Below are 20,563 nucleotides of genomic sequence, written 5' to 3'. Positions count from 1 at the left end.
TGATTAACGAAAGCGCTCACTACTATTACCGCGTTCATTATCACGTAGAACGTTGCCGATTCCTTTAATCACCCCGCGTCCAATTAAACCAATTCCCCGGCCAATCACTTCCGTCAACACATAGACAACCCCACTGCCGACAAAAGCGATCGCCGTTCGGAGGCGAGGTGAGAGGGCATCCCGCATTTCTAGGGTCAATGTCACAGCTAATCGAATCCCAGATAGGTTCGCCAGTTCTTGATTGCGGGCAGCATAGATTGATGTTTTAGTAATTCCTAAGGCGCTAAATACTAATAGATAGAAGCGGCTTTCAAAAATTGCTGTCGGTTCCCCAACTAAGTTTTCCAGCCGATATTTCCAGGACAAATTATTGCGGAATCGTTCAATTTCTCGGGAGGAAAGTAACCGTTTATCATAGAAGTTTTGTTTAATGGCAACGACATCACCAAAATGATTTAATAATGGCTGTACGACCGCATTAGCGATTTGAATCGTCAGGTTCTGTAATAGCATCTCTAGCCGCATCATTGCCTCAATGGTGCCAATGGCATAGGGAACTCCATCGATCGTCAGGGGAGTTTGGAATAATAAATGTGCCAAAAACTCGGGAACCCCTGGAATGCGATCGAGAATTGCCGCTTGCACAATCTCCGCATCTTGCAATAGGCGATCGACCAGCGCGACAGCTTGATTGCCCACCTCCAAACTATAGTATTTGCCAAAGAAATCGGTGGTTGCTGCCTGCCACAAATCTTGCAGAACGATCGGATATTTCTCTACCAATTGTTCCGGTGTCACCTGAGAGAAGCGCAATTCATCTAACAGTTCTTCTAACTGTTTCAGGATGATATACAACAATTCTCGCTTTTTATCCTCCCGCAGAATATCGATTTCTAAGGGGGTATCTGTGAGATTGAGTAAGCTAGCCGATAGACGGGTTGCCATACCATCCAATAAAACTGCCTGGATCGTTCTCATGCGGCTGGATGTGGCAGTTTGAGTCAGGAGTTCGCCCCCAACGGCAGCGATCGCTGGGTCGGGGGTGCCCGATGGGGGGGGCGGTGGGATTAGTCCTGGCGGGTTCGGAGGTGGTAGGGCATCGCTGGTAGCTGGAGGCGGTGGCGTGACTATAGGTGGTTCTGTCCCCATTGGTTCCTGGGTGGTTAGCAGGCGATTCACGACCCAACGAGCTGCCCGTAATTCTCGCCGCCGACCCGCGAGAAACACTTGATCGGCTAAGGACAAATTGGGATTCTGGAGTTGTGCCTCTAATTGGGCGATCGCCGCATCAATTTGCCGCAACCCCGATCGCCGCAGATTGCGTCGCAGCACTGCCAACGGGTTTTCGTTCATAGCCGTTCCAGATCACTCCTGCTGGAATTTATATCAATCCTTTCGCCATTATGAACTGCTCGCCCTGCACAAGCGCGAAGAATTGAGCAAATAAAAAAGCCCGGTGTTTACCGAGCTCGTGAGGCTTAAGGATAAAACAGCTTTTATTGCTTGATGTCGCAGGTTAACGGACAAGCGGCATAGCTCGCTTCATGCTGGGGATTTGCCCGACCCTGCACCCAGGGCAACCAACTGACATCTTTAGGATGAATGCCTTTATACGTTAGGGTGGCAGCCGCAATCATCACACCGATAATCTGCACTGCGATTAAACCACCCACCACTAAGACAATGCCCATACCTGGCATGATCGAATGCAGACTCATAGCCAGCAGCCAGCCGATCGTCACAATCAAAATTCCGACAGGAAACCCGATAATCAGCAAGCAAACTGTCAAAATACCTGTCCACAATGCAAAGCTTTTGAGCGTCAAGCCTAAGTCGGGTTGAGCGATCACTTGACTTTGAGAAAGCGTCACGTTTGACCTCCTAATTACGAGTAATGCAGTTGAACAGATTGCTTGCACATCACTCCGTTGTGTCGTCGCACAAGCGGTAGCGGTTTCGATAAAGCTTATGAAAATCTCCTCAGAGAATCTATCATTTGTTGAAAAAGTTTACATTCAATCGCCTAAATTCATGATCTCTTAGGTAGATCAACTCAGCAAGATTGCAAAGGATGAACTGAGTCATTTTCCTGAAAAGCCTTATCCAACAGAGATTTTAGCGTCATGGCTGAATCAACCTGCTTCATTGCCCCCAAAAAGGAACAGAGTTACATTTCTTAAGTTAGTTATTTCTATGGCAATCATCATAAAAATTAATACTTCTCTCAGGTTTTCTCTCAGGATTCAGTCCGCAACTTGCCGATGACTGAGCAAAAGAAATCACCCCGGTTAGGGGTAATAAAACCGCTTTAAAGAGCAGACAACTTCAATGTCGATACAGTCCAGTTTCGGTACAGATGGCTTGCAACGGCTGATCCCACGGATCCATTGGCAAACTGGCTAAGTAAGCAAAATCAAACACAATGCCGATCGTGGGTTTCTCTGCCCAGGCGGGTTCTGCCAGGAGGCGATCGTAAAAGCCGCCCCCATAGCCTAAGCGATAGCCCTGGCGATCGCAGGCAACACAGGGCAACAGAATTAAATCCACGGCTTCAGGCGGTAATAAAGGGCAGTCTGAATGGGGTTCAAGAATGCCGTAGGCTCCGGTTTGGAGAGGCAATGTTGCGTTTGGGAACCAATGATGCCAGACCAGGGATTGCTCGATGCAGCGAGAAAAGCCCCAGGTTTTGGCGATCGGCCAGAGGGAACTGAGATCCGGTTCCTGCCGAATACTGAAGTACGCTAATACAGTTTGGGCTTGCTGAAACTCCGCATCAGCCTGGAGGTGGCGACAAATCTGTACACTTTTTTGTTGCCAATCGCTGTGGGACAAATTGCGTCGCCGGGTGAGGAGGGATTTCCGCAGCGATCGCTTGTCTCCGGCTAATTCGTCCTCCAGTCCCATCAGGCGATCGAGCCTCCGGCACTCTGGCGAACGGTCGCGTGATCTAAAACAGGTTGGCGGATATGACCACTGAGCGGCACTAAGCCCAGCGCCTTCAGATCCGCTTCCACCATCAAATAGACTAATTGCTCAAAGGTGACTGACGGTTGCCAGCCTAACACTTGCTTAGCTTTACTGGGATCGCCAATTAACAAATCCACTTCTGCCGGACGCAGGTAGCGATCGTCAAACTCGACATACTCCTGCCAGTTTAAATTCACATAACCAAAGGCAATATCTAGAAACTCCTGAACCGAGTGAGTTTCTCCGGTGGCAATAACGTAATCATCTGGTTGGGGTTGCTGCAACATCATCCACATGGCTTTGACGTAATCCTTGGCATAGCCCCAATCTCGTTTGGCATCCAGATTGCCCATATACAGTTTTTGCTGCTGTCCGGCAATTATGCGAGCGATCGCGCGGGTAATTTTGCGGGTGACAAAGGTTTCCCCCCGGCGCGGCGATTCATGGTTAAACAGAATGCCATTACAGGCAAATAGATCGTAGGATTCGCGGTAATTTACAGTCTGCCAGTGGGCGTAGACTTTGGCACAGGCATAGGGACTACGGGGATAAAACGGCGTGGTTTCCGTTTGGGGAATGTCCTGCACCTTGCCATACATTTCCGAGGAGCCTGCCTGGTAGAAGCGGACTTGAATCCCTGTCCGGTGCTGATAATCACGAATCGCTTCCAGTAACCGCAGGGTGCCCATGCCGACGCTGTCCACGGTATATTCGGGCGAATCAAAACTCACCCGGACATGGGATTGCGCTCCTAGATTGTAGATTTCGACGGGCTGCACTTCTTCCAAGATGCGGCGTAGGGTGGTGCCGTCTGTGAGATCCCCGTAATGCAGAAATAGGCGTACTCCCTGGTCATGGGGGTCTTCATAAATATGGTCAATACGATCGGTATTAAAGGTCGAGGTGCGCCGAATGATGCCGTGAACTTCGTAGCCTTTTTCCAACAGAAACTCACTCAGGTAGGATCCATCTTGACCGGTAATCCCCGTGATCAAGGCGCGTTTATTCGTGGTCATAGGTGATTAAGAAACAGCTTTCATAGCTAGAATCCCCAGAATTTGCAAATCCTAGCGTGTTAACGCAAATCGATATGTTAAGAGATTTTGGGTTCTATGAAGAAGTTGACAAAGTGTTTGTCCTGCTACACATCGAGCAGTGGAATGGTGTATAGTTCGTCCCCAATTGTCGATTTAGACGAGTTTAGATTATGCGATCGCAACTCAGCTTCCCATCCGTAGGGACATCTACGGCTCCAATTACCTCACAGCCATTTCTGATTACGCCCCTCGATCGATTTCGGTTTACAGTTTTGTTTGTCCTAGCCACTGGATTAGGTTGGGTCTTGGAAGCGGGAGTCTTACGAACGCTGGATACTCCTATACTGCCTCAGCTCTGGCAAACTGAGGGACTGTTGGGAGCATTTGTGACTGGACTGGTGGCAGGCACGATCGTCAGTGCCCTGCAATGGTTAGTCTTACGCCGTTATTTATCAGATTGGTTATGGATTCTGGCGAGTAGTGTAGGGTATGTGCTGCTGATGACTACTCAGGAAGCCTGGTGGAGTTTGTTGGATCAACTGCTGAAAAATTCCGCCTGGTTTGCCGATATCAGTACCCTGCATCCGAGAGCAACCCTGCTGGCATCCGGTGCCGTGAGTACGCTGCTATCTGCCCTCTGTGCAGTGTGGTTGGGGATTGCCCAGTGGTTGTTCCTGCGGCAGTACACCCAATCCAGCCGTTGGTGGATCATGATTCCCTCGATCGCGGTGATGCTCTCATCCGGTCTATTCACTATCGGGAACCTGCTGCCACCGTTGGTGAATCTGAATCTGGCATTGGAGCCAACGGCTCTGGGCGCTGGAATTTTAGGCACGATTCAAGCGATCGCCCTATGTGCCCTGCGGCAGCGAGTCGGCGATCGGGCAGCGAAGAGTCAGTCGGTGTTAGCCACTGCCCCAGAGATTTCTGATCGCGGTCAGGTGCGTTATTTGAGCAAGAAAGTTTATACCCTGGTGGATGGCAACTGGGAGAGTGAGATTGTCTGCGATCGTCCGGTACGGTATTGGGTAGGAGTCGATGATTTAGGTGGCATTGCTGCCTATGAACCGATTGGTCAACGAGCGATCGATTACCTACCCCAAACTCCACTCCCTTTACTGGTAAAACCACGTTATCACGACCAGCCTCTCCCGGCTCTGGCTCGGTTCCAGATGACCTTTCAACCCTCTGGGACGCTGAAAGTGCAGTCGGCGCAAGGAATTTCTCTCTTCTGGATCGCGACTTTGATGGTGGTGGTCGTCGTGACTGCCAGTGCGATCGTGGCTTATTCCGGCATTGCCCAACTGATCCATCAATGGATCAGCCAACAGTAACCCAAATTGCCTCTCTCTGGCGATGGCTCCCTGTCCATTCTTCCCTGCGAATCAACCAGTCGTCTTAAAATGGTGAAGTGAGAACGCACAAGGACAGAGAACGGGATAAGCAATGGATATTGTGGAGTTTTTCCAACTGAGTAGTGGCAAGTGGTTTTCTCAGCGAACCAATCACCATCTGAACGAACAACAAACTAAAGTCGGGCGATCGGATGTGATCCTAGAAGTGCTGGATAAAACCGACCCTGACGTGATCAAACTGTGTGAACAACAGCAGATCGATCCGGAACTCGCTTTGTGTGGGGCGCGGGTGACTTGGAATGGGTTCATGGATGGGGAAGTGAGTAAGCAGGCAGGAACGACGGTGCTAGTGCCGATCGCCGATGCCAATCAAGCCAATGCCGGTCGCCTGCTCCGTTATATGGATAGTCGAGGCAGAATTTCGGCGGCGGGACAGTACGAGATTGGCAATGATGAGGTGTTAACGCTGACGACAACCCATAACTCGATCCAAATGGAAGAGCGCCTCTGGTTTGCTAGCCCCAACCTGCGTTTGCGCACCACCGTATTAAAGCGGGCAGATGGTGTAAGTACGGCTTCGTTTTGCTCCGAAATTCGTATGGGAGTGACTCAAACACCCCAACCTGCCGCCACCGCCGGAAATGCCCAGTAGTGTTTGTAGGTTGGTGTGTGAGGGGGTGTAACGATCTGCGCCCCCATGCTCAGGTTTTCAGCGATCACTAACTAAGGGATTTTGCTCGATCGCCGATGGCATAGGCGTTTCCTCCCCTGCTGCAACAATTGGTTCAGTATCGGTAGACTGGGCAACGGCTCGGAGTTTGCCATGAAAATCCGGGGAATCGGCGGCGGGCACAAACTGATGGATCGGTTGACTAAAATCAAACATTGTCCAGTCGGGCGGATACATTTGGCTCAGGAGTAACCGTAGTTTGGGGGGCATAGAGCGATCGGTTAACCCTAAGTTGAGAGAAAACCGAATTCCTTGTCTAATTTGGTTAAGCAGGCGCTCCTTGCCATTTTGGGTAGGTGCAAGGCTGTTGTCGTTCAGAGGTTGGCAATGGTTCGATGCGGGGATGGCTTGCTCATCTTGATCTGACTCTGGCGCGATCGTTGCCTCTGCATCATGGGGATTTGTTAACTGGTTGGTTAACATTGGATCTGACTGAATCCGCTTCCAGATCGGCAATTCGACCTCCTTTTGGGTCTGTGCCTGATGGGGAGGAGGTGATGCTGGTTCTGGTGATGCTACCTCTGATGCTGGATCCGGTCGAGTTGAATCAGAGGATCGCCGGGTGGCAAACTGCACGACGGACGACTCTGGAGTAGCGAGTTTTTTAGCGAATGACGCAAAGGGATTAGCTGCCTGCGTGACGGTGGGTGGGTGAGGATGAGACTCTGGCAGGGCAGAGGCTGGCAGTGTTGGTTGTGGTGGCTCAGGGGCGGGTGGCTCAGGTACGCTGGGCTGTTGCAGAGCGGATACTGGAGACTTTGGCTGTGGCAACTCCGGGGCTGGCGGTTCAGGTGCGCTGGGCTGTACAGCTGCGGAGATAGGAGGGGGGGGCGTGACAGGTTGTGGTTCCGGTGGCTCAGCCGGGACAGGCGGAGGGGGGATGACTTTGGGGGTAGCGGGCGTTGGGGACGGTTGCGGAGGAAGGGGAGGTAATTCTGGGGATGACTGAGTGACTAAGGTGCGGAGTTCAGTCACGGGTCGGCAGGGGGTACGATCGGGGTCGCCTGTGGGCTGGTCAATATGATCCACAGGGAAGGGGGGTAAGGGTTGACTTGCCGCCTGCGTCGGTGACACTAAATTGAGTAAGCGGGAGGCAGAACTGCCATTGGCAGTAGGGGTAATGCGTAAAGGGGGAATTTTAGTGGGAGCTTGCAACAGGGAGATGGGCTGAGGGCTGGGTAAATGCAAGACTGCCTTGCGCGGCGATGGATAGGCTGGTAAGTCCCTTTCGGACGCTTTTGTTTGAGATGAGACAGCAGGGCGGGCGGCTAAATGCAATTGATGGGGAATTCGATGGCAAACTAACCGCTCAAACTCGCGATTGAAATGGCAAAAAGCTTGTTGCCGTCGCTGCCACAATACCAGAATTTGCTCCACCGAAATCGCTTTATAGCGACCTTGATATAATGCTTCGATCACAGCTAATCGAATCCAATCCGCCGCATATTGCGTCAGCCAGTGACCTAACAACTGTTCAACGGGATACCCACCCAAATCGAAGCTGTAATAGCGCAACAAATCGGCTGCATCGATCGCCGCAGGAACGTTAAAGGAAGTTTTGGAGCCGTCTGGCAGTTCTGTCATAGGTTGATAACGGCGGCAGATACCCGCTGGAATGAACAGCCATTACTTAAATTTCGATCCCGTTTACCTAATTTCAATTTATGTCATCCGTTGCCAAAAAATTGCTCCTGTTGATTAGTCTTGACATCTTGTTTGATGTATGGAGCGGAAATCGTCTAGATCAAGTGAGATTTCATGCCGACAGAGCAATTTGCTGCCCTTTTCTATCTAAGATCAGATTAGCGAATTCAAGGCAATTCTCCGGTTGCCAATTCCTGATGGATTTACATTTAGGCTGCTCCTATCCTGAGATAGAGGTAATTTGCTGACGATCGTCCTGTGATTGATCAAGCATCAATTCCCAAGTAGTTGTAATCTAAAAGATTGATTAGGGTGAAATTTTATCAGTCTTATACCCATAAGGTTTGGCTTGACTACTCCCCAAAATTGCCCGCACCCATGTTGAAGCGCCTGCTTAATTACCATTCAACTCCCGATTACAGATGACTTTATCTTCCGATTCCTGCCTGCGTGAACAATTACAGCCGGCAATTCGTCAACTGGCGGATTGTATCGAAGCCACCTGGAAACAGCATCTGGATCTGTCTCCTTATCCATTGCCTGCGGAACTGGGATACGTGGAAGGTCGGTTAGAGGGAGAGCGCTTAACGATCGAAAATCGCTGCTATCAAACCCCACAATTTCGCAAACTGCACCTGGAAGTGGCGAAGGTAGGCAGTATGTTAGACATTTTGCATTGTGTAATGTTTCCTCGTCCCGAGTATGCCTTACCGATGTTTGGGGCAGATTTAGTGGGCGGACGGGGACAGATTAGTGCTGCCATTGCTGATTTATCGCCCGTGAGTGCAGAACGTCAGCTTCCGGCTGGCTATCGGTTGGCGCTGAGCGAACTCCCATCTCCCAACTTTTCTCAACCACGAGATTTACCACCCTGGGGGGATATTTTTTCGGAGTTCTGTGTGTTTGTCCGCCCGGAAGGCACAGCCGAAGAAACGGCATTTGTATCGCGGGTACAGTCCTATTTGACGATCCACTGTCAGCACGCGATCGCCACTTCACCGACTCCCGATCGGCAGGCGGAAATTTTGGCAGGACAGCATTACTATTGCTCCAGGCAACAGGAAAACGATAAAACTCGCCGGGTGTTAGAAAAAGCCTTTGGGACGGAGTGGGCAGATCATTATATGACGACTGTGTTGTTTGATTACCTTGAGGTTTGATCCCCATTGCCGTTAGTGGCTCTATTCCATTTACCTAGGGAAATTTCTAGAAGAGAAATTACTAGACAATGGGCGATTGTTGGTAGGGGCAAACGGTCGTTCCCCGGTACTTTGATACGATGGGCATTTTGGGAGGTGCAGTGTGGCAAGAATGAATCAGCCCCTACCCTGGGAAACCTATCCTAAGAAGGTTTATATTCCGATTTCCTATGAAGGTAAAGTAGTAGGTTTCTGTCAACCTGACGTTGCCGATCGCATCGTGGCAACTCTGAATGAAGAGGAACAGTTTCGGAAAGCACTGAAATTGGCTTGCTACGATCTGGTGGCACGATCGGGTGGGGGATCTGCAAATGTTGAAGAATTAGTGCAACGCTATTTAGCTAAAGCGGGACGACCTAAGCGGGGGACGGCTATGGTGGCACTCTTGCTGAAAGACCGTCAGGATGAGTTAGATTTATCCGACGAGGAATTTGCCAAATTCTGTGATACCTTCAAGCTTTCGCGTCCAGAACTGAACAACATTTATGCTGGGGGGGAGATTGAAAGCCAACAATTAACTCCCCTGTCGCGGATTTTAGGCATGAGTGTTGACGAACTGATTGCGGCTTGGCAGGGCAAAGAGGAGTGATAGACGGGAGACGGCAGAATGATAAAGCTTAACCTGGAGCCAACCTGGTAATTAACTTCCCTTGAGCTAGAGACGGTACCCTATGACTTGGTTCCACTGTGGGGTTCTCCTCTATGCTCCAGCTTCATACCTCCAAGACGACAGATAAATTAGATTTACGTCAAGTGTTGGAGGAACTTTACCAGGGACGAAGCCTATATGCGTTCCGAGCAGGACAAACAATTCCCATGACATCACAGGAAGTCTGGATTGTTTGCCGAGGGGTAGTGTTGCTCAGTACCCTTTATCCCAACGGGGAAGAAGCGCTATTAGGATTAGCGGGGGCTTCGATGCCGTTTGGGTTACCCATGACCCTGATCCATCCCTATCAAGCAACCGCGTTATCTGATGTCGATTTGATGTGTGTCTCACTGACTGAACTTCAGCAGTCAGCCACCCTAAGTAAGGAAATCTTTTATCATCTGAATCGGCGCTTGCGGCAGGCGGAGGCAATGCTGGCAATGGCGGGGTGTCGGCGAGTTGAAGATCGCTTACGCCAACTGATCTTGCTGCTGCAAATGGAAATTGGTCAGCCCGTCAATGAAGGGATGCGGTTGAGTGTACGCTTAACCCATCAGCATTTAGCCAGTGCGATCGGCACGACCCGGGTGACGGTGACTCGCTTACTTGGCAAGCTCAGGGATGAGGGTTGGCTCACGATCGATAAAAGCCGTCATATTGTGCTGCCATACAGCCTGGTCATCTAGAGATCATTAGTTGAATGAATATTACAGCCGTTCTCCAATGAATGCACCACACTTGTCAATTCGGTCAGCCCCCTTTTCTAGTATGCCCATAGGGCTTTAAGCCCCCTTTCTACGATGCCGTCAGGCTATATTCTGGAGGACTTTGGCTCCTGTTCCCCCCAAAATTGGGGGGCTAGGGGGGCGAAAACTGCTGTAAGAGTCAGGGGATGCGGTGTCCTGCTGACTCTTAACTTTTGGTTTCCAGGCTGACTCTACTTGACTAGGGGGGGCTGTTCGCCCTGGCTAACCGTTCCGTGGAGGATGACGGTGGGGATTGCATGACGATCGCTTCGATCGGCACCAGCCCGATCGTTTCACTCCCTAGAGAACGGGCAGCCGCGAGAGACAGATCTAACGTCCGGTTGCCGATATAAGGTCCGCGATCGTTGATGCGGACAATCACCGAGCGACCATTGTGCAGATTTTTCACCTTGAGATAGGTATCAAAGGGCAAGGAGCGGTGAGCGGCAGTAAAGGCATGTTGGTCGTAGATTTCGCCAGTCGCCGTCTGCAACCCATGAAAATCATCCCCATACCAGGAGGCGATCCCAGTCATTTTTTTGTTGGAGTTCTGCAAGCCATAGAGTTTTTCTTGGGCTACCGCAAAGGGTAAGGGAGGCTGGTTAACTGCTCGTCGTAAGTTATTTACCCAGTCCATTGCCAATAGTTCTGGGTCACAGCCCCAAGCTTTCGCAAATTCCTGGTCAACGGTAAACAGCAGGCGGTTATCCGCCGGTTGATGGATTTCCAATTCTGCGGCTGGCATCCCCTCAACCGTTGTCGGTTCGACTTGATCGGCGGCTAAGTTGACCCGATCGAGGATTTGCCGCAATTCCTGTACCAGTTGTTCGGCTAACCATTGCTCGGGAGCCGCTGCAATCACCCGATCGTGGAAGCGGATCTGAAATGCCCGTTGGCTGCCACTCGTGACTACAGTAGCGTTCGGATTGACTAGCGGACAATCTTCAAATCGGGCTTCCAGCACACTGGGGAATTCTGGTGTTGCCCCCGCTTCCCCCCAAATGGGCACGATCGTAAATGCATCTTCGGCAGGCGGTGAAATGACCTTAACCCCTGAAAATCCCCCAGGAAAGAGATTCAGGGGGTGGGAGACAGTGGGGATGGCTAATTCCTGGGTGGCTCGGGTAAAAGGTTGCTTGGTTTTGACCTTGGTCGGTTGACTATGAGCTAACTTCATCACCTCGCCCAGCAATTTTGTGTAGCGAGATTGGGAACGAAACAATAAATCTTTCAGCCGATCTAGCCAGGACAATTCGGCATTGGTTGGGGAAACCGCCTGGGGCTGGAAGGCGATCGCCGATCGCGAAAAGCTGAATTGAGATGATTCCGCTATCCAAGGACTCAAACTGGTGGGGGCAAACGACCAATCATGAGCGGCTGTGAACCGATCGGAATCCCGACTCAAACTGTCGTCAAACACCGTATCTACACTGGAACGATCCTCAAAGGTCAGGGTTGCCAGACTGGGAGGCGGCGGACGGAATGAAAACAGGTGACTAGGCAACTTGAGGCTTGCCGATACTAGAGGGTTTTGCAGAATGCTCGCGAGAGGGTACGGGGTTTTAAGCAAACTGGGGGTAGATGCAAAGAAGCAACTGACCCATGATGCAACCCATACAAGTCCAAAAATTGGCATGGGGGCTTACGGTACGATGCACGATAAGATTCGCTACCGTATTTTACCGGATCTTTATTCCGGTGCTGAACCGAAACGATAGCCTTTACCATAAACCGTGTGGATTAAGGGGGGATCACTAAATATTTCAATTTTTCGGCGCAATAAGCGGATCTGTGCCGCTAAGGCATTGCTGGTCGGCTTTTCGTCACTATTGCCCCAAAGATATTGATGGATCTGATCGTGGGTTAACAGTTGGTTGGGATGACGCATTAAATATTCTAATAATTGAGTTTCTTTCTCTGAGAGTTCAATGATCTGTCCCCGGCGATAGACTAATTGGTTGCGGCTATCTAACTCCAAGTCATCCACCCGTAGCCGATCGCTGGTCGCTTCCAATGCCACAGGACGACGCAGCAATGCTCTGACTCGGGCTAACAATTCCCGTAATTCAAACGGTTTAATTAGATAATCATCGGCTCCCGCATCTAAGCCCTGCACCCGATCGTCTACCGTATCCTTTGCGGTTAGAAATAGTACAGGCGTTGTGTCCCCCTGGGATCGCAGTTGCTGACAGATTTCCAGCCCCGATCGCTGGGGTAGCATCCAGTCCAAAATCAGCAAATCATACCGAGTTTGGGCAGCGAGTTGACTGCCGCGATCGCCCTCATAGGCAACATCGACTTCATAGCCCTCCCGGCGGAGCAATTGACTCAGGGGATTTGCCATTTCAACTTCGTCATCGACTAATAGGATTCGCATGGGGAGGTGGGGAAGGTGGGGAAAATAGGGAGGATGAGGGAGAGGGGAGGGTTGATAGGCTGGTCTGGGGATTATGGGATCATGACTGACGTGATCTCGGAAATTTCATCATTCTAAGGAGTTATGGCAGATCAATGGCTGACGATCGTGGGGGTAGTGCAGGCAGGGCATGGGGTGGCTTCGGGAACTGCTATGGATAGTCCCTATCCGGCTGGAACGATCGCGCTACAAATCCCCTACTTTCAAGCCCTGGGGTTGGATCTCTCTGCCTATTTTCCGGGGACGCTGAATGTCTCGATCGCGCCCCAGCAATTTCAATTGATTCAGCCCCAGTACCGCTTTGAGCAAGTTGAGTGGACCGATCGCCATCCTCCTGAAACTTTTTCCTTTTCAGCGTGTTGGGTGATTTTTGATAGCATTCGATACGGCGGCTGGATTTATTACCCCGATCCGGCGACGAAACGTACCCATTTCCAACCGGCTTCGACCCTGGAGATTCTGGCTCCTCCTATCCGTGGAATCACGTATGGCGATCGCCTGACCTTAGAAATAAATTCTTGGGAAGTCAGGATTTGCTGACAAGTTGGTGTCTGGGCTTTCTCCTGCCTAATGCCTTCATCGTCCTTTAACTCAAACCACCCATGCTAACTATTGCTCTGCCTAAAGGTGCCCTACTTGCCGATTGCATTCGCTTGTTCAAGGCGATCGGGCTCGATTTCAGTGCCTTTCTGGAACCCGGCAACCGCTTATTGCAAATTAGTGATCCGACGAATACTGCCAGGGCGTTACTCGTCCGCAATTCGGATGTGCCTGTGTATGTTGAATATGGGCAGGCGCAGTTAGGGATTGTGGGCTATGACGTGTTGCGGGAGAAAGTCCCTAACGTGGCACATTTAGCCGATTTAGGCTTTGGTCAATGTCGGATGTCGGTGGCGGTGAAGCAGTCTAGCCCCTATCGATCGGCGTTGGAACTGCCGCTGTATGGGCGGGTTGCGTCTAAGTTTGTCCACTGCGCTCGGGAGTATTTCGACAGTTTAGATTTGCCGGTAGAAATTGTGCCGCTCTATGGCTCGGTGGAATTAGGACCGATTACCGGGATGTCGGAGGCGATCGTCGATCTGGTTGCTACCGGCACCACCTTACGCGAGAACGGCTTAATTGAAACCGATGTGTTGTTTGAAAGTACGGCTCGCTTAATTGCTCATCCCCTCAGCTACCGCTTAAACCAGGATGGCATTAGTGAATGGATTACCCAGATTCGCCAGACGATCGCGGCGACCGTTGGCAGTGGTAATGGTTAAGCGTTTTGCTGGCTCGACGGATTTATTGGGGATAGATGGTTTTGGGCTGAAGTTTACCATCACAGGCAAAATCAGCTTCAAATTTTTGTAAGACAAATTTGTCGTTGACCAGTTGGTAAGTTCCCGTTGTGCCACAGTCCCCCACTCCCCGATATTTGGTGTTCACCACCAGACGTTTTTGATCCGAATTATAGGTAGGATAGCCAGCCACCGTATGACTGCTGGTTTTCTTGACCTTACCGGCATCATCATCGTAGCGATCGAGGACAAGCGGTTTGACGGTCGCCCCGGTGGGAGTCTCGTTATAGAGATAGAAGGCAAACCCTCCCTGGTACGCCCCGAGAAAACATTGCAGCATCACGATATAGCTGGAATCAGAGATTCTGTGAAACTGGGAACCGAGTTGGGGCGCTTCGGGATCAAGGGACTCACAGCCTTCCAGCATTTGCCTGACCTGGTTCTCGTGCTGCATCAGCCGATTGATCACCTCCCGGTATTCTGGTTTCTCTGAGGGAATCACCCGGAGGGATTCGATCGCGGCTAAATATTTGGCTTGTTCCGGGTCTTCGGCAAATTGAGCCGTAGTGGTCGGAGTCGCAGTGGGAGATGCGATTGGGCTAGCGGTGTCATCTACTGTAGGGGATTGCGTGGTTGGTTGTTGATTGGCAGCACTACAGGCGATCGCGAGTAACTGCAACAGCACTGCAATGATCACAGCCTCAGTTATCCGGTTTTTCATACCCTCACTCCTAAAACCACCAAACACGCAAGAGCATAGTACACCACATCGGTCTGCGCTACAGTTGGAAGGCGTATTGTTCTTGCATTGCTGGGATTCATGACTGGTTCATCACTGCCGAATGAAGAATTTCGTCGTCCGGTTCGAGAGACGGATTGGCGGTTATTTTTGCGTCTGGTGCCCTATGGGTTACGCAATGGGCGGGTGTTTTTGCTAGCGATGGGATTGCTGATTCCTGCCGCGATCGCCGGAGCGATTCAGCCGGTTTTGATTGGGGTAGCGATTTCCTTAATTAAGCAAGAACCCCCGACGACCGGAGGCATCTTTCGGCAATGGGAACTGGGGCTGCGAGAGTTACCCCTGGCAACGGGGATTAATATCCTGGCAGGCACGTTATTCCTGACGCTGATTGTACGCCTGTTATTGGATGCGTGGCAGGGCTATTTAGTCCAAAAGGTGGGACAGCGGATTACTGCCGATATTCGCGATGATCTGTTTCATCATGTTACCTCCCTGGCAATGCGATTTTTTGACCGGACTCCCGTGGGTCGGTTGATTACCCGCCTAACCAGTGATGTGGAAGCGTTAGGGGATGTGTTTTCCACCGGCGCGATCGGGATTCTGGGCGATCTGTTTTCGATTCTGGTGATCGCTGTACTGATGTTCCTCATGCGCTGGCAATTGGCATTGTTATTAACGTTGCTGCTGGTGCCAGTCACATTTCTGATCGTGTATTTTCAGCAGCAGTATCGCAAAGCCAACTACCGGGCGCGAGAGGAACTGTCGGCTCTGAATGCCATGTTACAGGAGAATATTGTCGGCATTAATGTGGTGCAACTGTTCCGACGGGAGCAATTTAATGCCGATCTGTTCCGCACAATTAACCAGCGCTACATTAAGCAAGTCGATCGCACGATTATTTTTGATTCGGCAATCTCTGCCACCCTGGAATGGATTTCTCTCGTCGCGATCGCGGGAGTTTTGGCCGTCGGTGGCTGGCTGGTATTGGGGCAGCAATTGGAATTCGGTGTCCTCTCGGCATTCATTTTATTTGGACAACGGTTATTTGATCCCCTGCGGCAATTTGCCGAGAAATTCACGGCGATCCAAGCGGGGCTAACGGCAGTCGAACGGGTCAGCGATATTTTGAATGAACCGATCGAAATCCGGGATGTGGCAACCCCCAAAACCCTACTGAACACCACTCACCAAACCGGAGAAATTCGCTTTGAGCATGTTTGGTTTGCTTATAAACCTGGTGAGTATGTGATCAAAGATCTGAATTTCACCATTCGTCCGGGGGAAAAGGTGGCGCTGGTAGGCCCGACGGGGGCTGGAAAAAGTTCAATTATTCGCTTGCTGACGCGGTTATATGAAACCACTGAAGGCAGGATCTTAGTCGATGGCATTGATATTCGGGAATTGCCTCAAACTGAATTGCGGCGACACTTAGGGGTAATCCTGCAAGATGGCTTTATCTTTGCTGGGGATGTGAAGAGCAACATTACGTTGGGAGAAACCTATCCCCCCGAGGCAGTACAGGCAGCCGCCCGAGATACGAATGTAGCCAGTTTAATTGAGCAGTTACCCCAGGGCTACGATACCCAATTGCGGGAACGGGGCACTAACCTTTCTGGAGGTCAGAAACAATTGCTGGCATTTGCCCGAGCGGCGATTCGCAGTCCCAGTGTCCTGATTTTGGATGAAGCCACCGCCAGTTTAGATGTCGGCACTGAAGCCTTAATTCAGGATGCACTGGAACGGTTGCTGGTCGATCGCACAGCGATTATCATTGCTCACCGCCTTTCGACCATTCGCAACTGCGATCGCATCTTGGTGTTAAAACGCGGTCAACTGGTGGAATCGGGTAGTCACGACGAACTATTGCAAGCCGGAGGACTGTATGCCAGCCTCTATTACTTACAAATGCTGGAGCAGGGTTAAGGATCTTGGATTAAATAACCTATAAAACTGTTAAACTCTTTTGCCCTCATCCCCAACCCTTCTCCCACAGGAGAAGGGAGCTAGAATGCTGATTCCCTCTCCCCAGGGAGAGGGCTAGGGTGAGGGTAAAAATTGCCGCTTAGAAAATCCGCTATTCTAAGTCATGCCCAACACTCTGACCAAAAATGCCCAGCGATCGGCGGCTTCTTCAATGATTTTGGCAGTGGGTTTGCCTGCTCCATGTCCAGCTTTGGTTTCAATCCGGATGAGTGCTGGAGCCTGACCCGTTTGAGCCGCCTGTAACGCTGCCGCGAATTTGAAGCTATGGGCGGGTACCACGCGATCGTCATGATCCGCCGTGGTAATTAAGGTGGCTGGATAAGCCGTATGGGGTTTGAGGTTATGTAACGGTGAGTAGGCATAGAGCGCTTTAAATTCCTCGGGATCATCGGGGGAACCGTATTCCGACATCCATGCCCAGCCGATCGTGAACTTATGGAACCGCAGCATATCCATGACTCCTACCGCAGGTAAGGCTGCCGCAAATAAATCGGGTCGCTGGGTCATACAAGCCCCGACCAGTAGACCGCCATTACTGCCCCCGGCGATCGCTAACTTCGAGGATGAGGTGTAACGCTGGTCAATGAGCCACTCCGCCGCCGCAATAAAATCATCAAACACATTTTGCTTGTTTAATTTCATCCCCGCCTGATGCCAGTCTTCGCCATACTCGCCACCCCCCCGCAGGTTAGGAATGGCGTAAATGCCACCCATTTCCATCCACACCAGGGAACTGACGGAAAAACTAGGCGTGATCGACGCGCCAAATCCACCATAGGCATAGAGATAAGTCGGATTGTTGCCATTCCGCTGTAACCCTTTCTTATGCACGATAAACATGGGGATCTTGGTGCCATCTTTGCTGGTGTAAAACACCTGCTCAGTTTCGTAGTCGTCTGGACTGAAATCGACCTGGGGTTGGCGATACAGCGTACTTTCCCCTGTAACCAGGTTATAGCGGTAGATCGTGGTCGGAGCCGTGAAGCTGGTGAAGGCGTAAAAGGTTTCGGTGTCATGTCGCTTGCCGCCAAAACCGCCTGCTGACCCAATTCCAGGCAATGCGACCTCCCGAATCAATTGCCCTTGCAGATCGACAATTTTGATTTGGCTGCGAGCATCCTTCAGGTAGGACAACACAAACCAGTTATTTAAGACACTCACCCCCTGGAGGGTTTCCTGGGCTTCTGGGATAATTTCTTGCCAATGGGCGCGATCGGGTTGCGTGATATCAATGGCAATCACCCGTCCTCGGGGGGCATTCAGATCAGTGCTAAACCAGAAGCGAGTTCCGTCATTATCAATAAAGCTGTATGCCGCTTCAAAGGCGGTAATGAGTTCCACAACCGGGGCATCGGCAACGGTCAGATCTTTGTAAAACACCAAATTGCGGGGATCTGTACCCAACCAGACTGACACAATCAGATACCGTCCATCCTCGGTCACGCCGCCGTTAAAGCCCCAATCCTTTTTGTCGGTGCGCTCGTAGATCAGGATGTCATCGGTTTGGGGTGTACCTAGACGGTGATAGTACAGCTTTTGAAAGTAGTTGACATCTTCTAATTTGGTCTTCTCATTCGGGGCATCGTAGCGGGAATAGAAGAAGCCCTTGCCATCATGGGTCCATGACGCTCCCGAGAACTTCACCCACTGGACGCGATCGGTCAAATCCTGTCCCGTTTCCACATCCCGCACTTTCCACTCCTGCCAATCTGAACCCGAAGTGGACAGCCCGTATGCCAATAGTTTGCCATCCTCACTAATGTCAATTCCCGTTAAGGCGATCGTGCCATCTGCCGAGAGTTGATTCGGATCAAGTAACACCGTTGGGGTTGCCTCCAGGGAGGTCAGGGTATAGAGAACACTTTGGTTCTGCAAGCCATCATTTTTTGAGTAGAAATAGCGATCGCCCTGTTTAAACGGAATGCCGTATTTTTCAAAATCCCACAGGCTAGTTAACCGTTGCTGAATCGTTGACCGTTGGGGAATTTGGCTCAAATAGCCGAAGGTAAGTTGATTTTGGGCTTCGATCCAGCGTCGTGTCTCAGGCGAATCGGGATCTTCGAGCCAACGGTACGGGTCAGCGACCTTAACACCGTGATAGTCGTCGATTTGCTTGACCTGTTGGGTGACAGGATAGGTTAAGGCGGAATTGACATCAGGCATGGCTAGAGACTCCAGGCAACTCTGTCCACTGTAAAACCAGATCAGGTGAACGGCGAGACTAATAGCAAAAAACATCCATCTGAGGGATTTACGCCGAACTTGCATAAAGTCTGATGCACTGTACAGAACGACATTCAGGATCGATCGCTTTAGCCCAGCAACCTGGAGTCGCCTGAGTCAGAAATTTAGCTTCTCTATCCTTAATTCATTAAGGTACTGGCTGAGGATTTAACCGTTGCCGCAGGTTCACGGATTTTTTTGTCTTTTTTTTATAGAGTGTGAGAGATTAACCGTAGATTTGAGGAAAAGCGTTATTTCTGGCAGCGCAGAGAATTAAACACAGTTGCCGCTTGTTGCTTGGCATCCTGCCCGATCGCCAATACCGTTGCCATCCGTTTGCCGTCGGCTAATGCCACGATCGCATCATATTTGACGGCATAGACTGGCGATAGCTCTGGGGTGAGGGTCAATTCCCCTTCCTGAATCAGCACCAGGGTATTCATATCGCAGAATGGTTTAGTCTCTGTACGGGAAGTCAGGGGTTTGAAGTCTTCGCCTGATCGATACGACAGAGTGAAATCCGGCGACGGCAATGTGGTTTCGTCTTCCGAGTCAGCCTGGGCTTTTCTAGTCGGGCTTTCAATATCTAATGGCACTCTAGCCACAAAGAGTTCTACGCCACTCACCCGATTCAAATCGCTAGGGGGATTCGTAAAGTCTCGCGGAAAGGTTGGACTACTGACGATCGCCACCTTGGCTCCACCAATATTGGTGCCAAAGACTCCCTGCGCCCCGCCCGGAATTGTATATTCCATCAAACTATCCGCAATGGCTGTAGCGCGTTGAGGATCGACCGCATTACTAAAAAAGCGGACAAACAAGCCTGCCGTACCCACCGCCGCAATCATCACGGCACCGACGGCGATCGCCAGCCCCTCCCAAATGCTGACTGAATATTCAGGATAGGGAGGGTGAGAATCAGTGGAATTGATCATCGTTTGCGTTCAACCTTTTTACCCGTACAGGGACGATCGCAGATCCAAATTTGCAGCCCATGATCCGGAGCAACACCGAACAATCGGCGTATGGTGGCACAGGGGCACAAGTAGATTATGGCAAACTAAAGACCGGACACGATGCAGGATGAGGAACGTATGAGCAGCAGACACAATCGCAGCACGAACCACCCCTATTTATTGCTTCTGTGGGGGACAGGTGTTACCTCATGTCTGCTGATCGCCGGAACCGGGCAATCCACCGGGGTAGCTTCTGATTCCCCTCGACTATCAGCCACTTTAACCCCGATCGCCCAGGGAACCATCCCAACTCAGACTCCTCTCCCCACCGCTAGTCCAACTCCCTCTTCTAATATCTCCCCATCCCCCTCGCCAGAACCTGCCGTAACTCCGCCCCAAGCGGCACCCGTCTTACCACCGGAACCCACACTGATTCCCAGACCCGTCGATCGTCTGGGAGAACCTGCTACGTTGCCAGTCGAACCCTTGCCATCTCCCCCTTCGCCTGCGATTGTGCCCGAAAGCATACCCACAACTCGACCAATTCCTGAATTAAAAGCCTCGCCTGTTCCGGCTCCCCTCCCCCCCATCTCTGCGCCCGCTCCTGCCCCTGTCTCTTATACACATCTCCGAGCC

The 20,563-nt window shown here is 51.0% G+C and carries 18 protein-coding genes and 1 pseudogene; 9 read left to right on the top strand and 10 right to left on the bottom strand.

The features are described 5' to 3' along the window. Window positions 1–3: 3 nt before the first annotated feature. From ACN4EK_RS03145 to gmd, 4 genes are all read right to left on the bottom strand, one after another. Entirely contained in the window at window positions 4–1,353 is a 1,350-nt protein-coding gene (locus ACN4EK_RS03145; RefSeq protein WP_431656024.1) for a DUF3685 domain-containing protein, read from the bottom strand. A 143-nt stretch (window positions 1,354–1,496) separates the two neighbouring features. Next, a complete protein-coding gene (locus ACN4EK_RS03140; RefSeq protein ID WP_431656023.1) occupies window positions 1,497–1,871 on the bottom strand; it encodes a hypothetical protein in 375 nt (124 codons plus the stop codon). 454 nt (window positions 1,872–2,325) lie between these two features. Then, window positions 2,326–2,904, bottom strand: a complete 579-nt coding sequence (locus ACN4EK_RS03135; RefSeq protein ID WP_431656022.1) for a 5-formyltetrahydrofolate cyclo-ligase — start codon at window positions 2,902–2,904, stop codon at window positions 2,326–2,328. Further along, entirely contained in the window at window positions 2,904–3,983 is a 1,080-nt protein-coding gene (gmd, locus tag ACN4EK_RS03130; protein ID WP_431656021.1) for a GDP-mannose 4,6-dehydratase, read from the bottom strand. Before gmd ends, ACN4EK_RS03135 begins: the two co-directional genes overlap by 1 nt. Before the next feature lie 191 nt (window positions 3,984–4,174). Here gmd and ACN4EK_RS03125 point away from each other — a divergent pair, with 191 nt between their 5' ends. Together ACN4EK_RS03125 and ACN4EK_RS03120 are read left to right on the top strand one after the other, a co-directional pair. Further along, complete coding sequence (locus ACN4EK_RS03125) at window positions 4,175–5,338, top strand: hypothetical protein (protein ID WP_431656020.1); 1,164 nt, start codon at window positions 4,175–4,177, stop codon at window positions 5,336–5,338. Between the two features lie 112 nt (window positions 5,339–5,450). Next, window positions 5,451–6,011 carry a phycobiliprotein lyase gene (locus tag ACN4EK_RS03120; RefSeq protein WP_431656019.1) on the top strand — a complete coding sequence of 187 codons (561 nt, stop codon included), beginning with the start codon at window positions 5,451–5,453 and terminating at the stop codon, window positions 6,009–6,011. A gap of 57 nt (window positions 6,012–6,068) precedes the next feature. Here ACN4EK_RS03120 and ACN4EK_RS03115 read toward each other — a convergent pair whose 3' ends face one another. Continuing rightward, on the bottom strand, window positions 6,069–7,673 hold the full coding sequence (locus ACN4EK_RS03115; protein WP_431656018.1) for a hypothetical protein: 1,605 nt from the start codon (window positions 7,671–7,673) through the stop codon (window positions 6,069–6,071). Between the two features lie 482 nt (window positions 7,674–8,155). Here ACN4EK_RS03115 and ACN4EK_RS03110 point away from each other — a divergent pair, with 482 nt between their 5' ends. The 3 genes from ACN4EK_RS03110 to ACN4EK_RS03100 all read left to right on the top strand — a co-directional run bounded on the left by ACN4EK_RS03110 (window position 8,156) and on the right by ACN4EK_RS03100 (window position 10,267). Next, entirely contained in the window at window positions 8,156–8,893 is a 738-nt protein-coding gene (locus ACN4EK_RS03110) for a phycocyanobilin:ferredoxin oxidoreductase (RefSeq protein ID WP_431656017.1), read from the top strand. A 151-nt stretch (window positions 8,894–9,044) separates the two neighbouring features. Next, entirely contained in the window at window positions 9,045–9,521 is a 477-nt protein-coding gene (locus ACN4EK_RS03105) for a hypothetical protein (RefSeq protein ID WP_431656148.1), read from the top strand. 113 nt (window positions 9,522–9,634) lie between these two features. Further along, window positions 9,635–10,267, top strand: a complete 633-nt coding sequence (locus tag ACN4EK_RS03100; protein ID WP_431656016.1) for a Crp/Fnr family transcriptional regulator — start codon at window positions 9,635–9,637, stop codon at window positions 10,265–10,267. Window positions 10,268–10,526: 259 nt separating this feature from the next. On the opposite strand, the gene ACN4EK_RS03095 is transcribed toward ACN4EK_RS03100, so the two are convergent. Continuing rightward, complete coding sequence (locus tag ACN4EK_RS03095) at window positions 10,527–11,831, bottom strand: septal ring lytic transglycosylase RlpA family protein (RefSeq protein WP_431656015.1); 1,305 nt, start codon at window positions 11,829–11,831, stop codon at window positions 10,527–10,529. Window positions 11,832–12,017: 186 nt separating this feature from the next. After that, a complete protein-coding gene (gene rppA / locus ACN4EK_RS03090) occupies window positions 12,018–12,704 on the bottom strand; it encodes a two-component system response regulator RppA (RefSeq protein WP_431656014.1) in 687 nt (228 codons plus the stop codon). A 123-nt stretch (window positions 12,705–12,827) separates the two neighbouring features. On the opposite strand from rppA, the gene ACN4EK_RS03085 reads away from it, so the two are divergent. Continuing rightward, entirely contained in the window at window positions 12,828–13,283 is a 456-nt protein-coding gene (locus ACN4EK_RS03085; RefSeq protein ID WP_431656013.1) for a hypothetical protein, read from the top strand. 62 nt (window positions 13,284–13,345) lie between these two features. Further along, window positions 13,346–14,005, top strand: coding sequence for an ATP phosphoribosyltransferase (gene hisG, locus ACN4EK_RS03080; protein WP_431656012.1), 660 nt, complete (start codon window positions 13,346–13,348; stop codon window positions 14,003–14,005). Between the two features lie 22 nt (window positions 14,006–14,027). On the opposite strand, the gene ACN4EK_RS03075 is transcribed toward hisG, so the two are convergent. Next, a complete protein-coding gene (locus ACN4EK_RS03075) occupies window positions 14,028–14,744 on the bottom strand; it encodes a DUF1176 domain-containing protein (RefSeq protein ID WP_431656011.1) in 717 nt (238 codons plus the stop codon). A 99-nt stretch (window positions 14,745–14,843) separates the two neighbouring features. Here ACN4EK_RS03075 and ACN4EK_RS03070 point away from each other — a divergent pair, with 99 nt between their 5' ends. Further along, on the top strand, window positions 14,844–16,688 hold the full coding sequence (locus tag ACN4EK_RS03070) for an ABC transporter ATP-binding protein (protein ID WP_431656010.1): 1,845 nt from the start codon (window positions 14,844–14,846) through the stop codon (window positions 16,686–16,688). Window positions 16,689–16,844: 156 nt separating this feature from the next. Here ACN4EK_RS03070 and ACN4EK_RS03065 read toward each other — a convergent pair whose 3' ends face one another. Next, the gene (locus ACN4EK_RS03065) at window positions 16,845–19,016 is read right to left on the bottom strand and encodes a prolyl oligopeptidase family serine peptidase (RefSeq protein WP_431656009.1); all 2,172 of its coding nucleotides are present in this window, start codon (window positions 19,014–19,016) and stop codon (window positions 16,845–16,847) included. A 206-nt stretch (window positions 19,017–19,222) separates the two neighbouring features. Then, window positions 19,223–19,906, bottom strand: a complete 684-nt coding sequence (locus tag ACN4EK_RS03060; protein ID WP_431656008.1) for a hypothetical protein — start codon at window positions 19,904–19,906, stop codon at window positions 19,223–19,225. A gap of 159 nt (window positions 19,907–20,065) precedes the next feature. Between ACN4EK_RS03060 and ACN4EK_RS03055 the strand changes: the two are divergent. Further along, window positions 20,066–20,563, top strand: a pseudogene (locus tag ACN4EK_RS03055) (hypothetical protein); the annotation flags it as partial.

It is taken from the genome of Pantanalinema rosaneae CENA516 (assembly GCF_050753385.1).
In the GTDB taxonomy this organism is placed as follows: Bacteria; Cyanobacteriota; Cyanobacteriia; order Leptolyngbyales; family Leptolyngbyaceae; genus Pantanalinema; species Pantanalinema rosaneae.
Note: the sequence above shows the minus strand (reverse complement) of the source record. Positions and strands in the feature narration are given on the sequence as shown.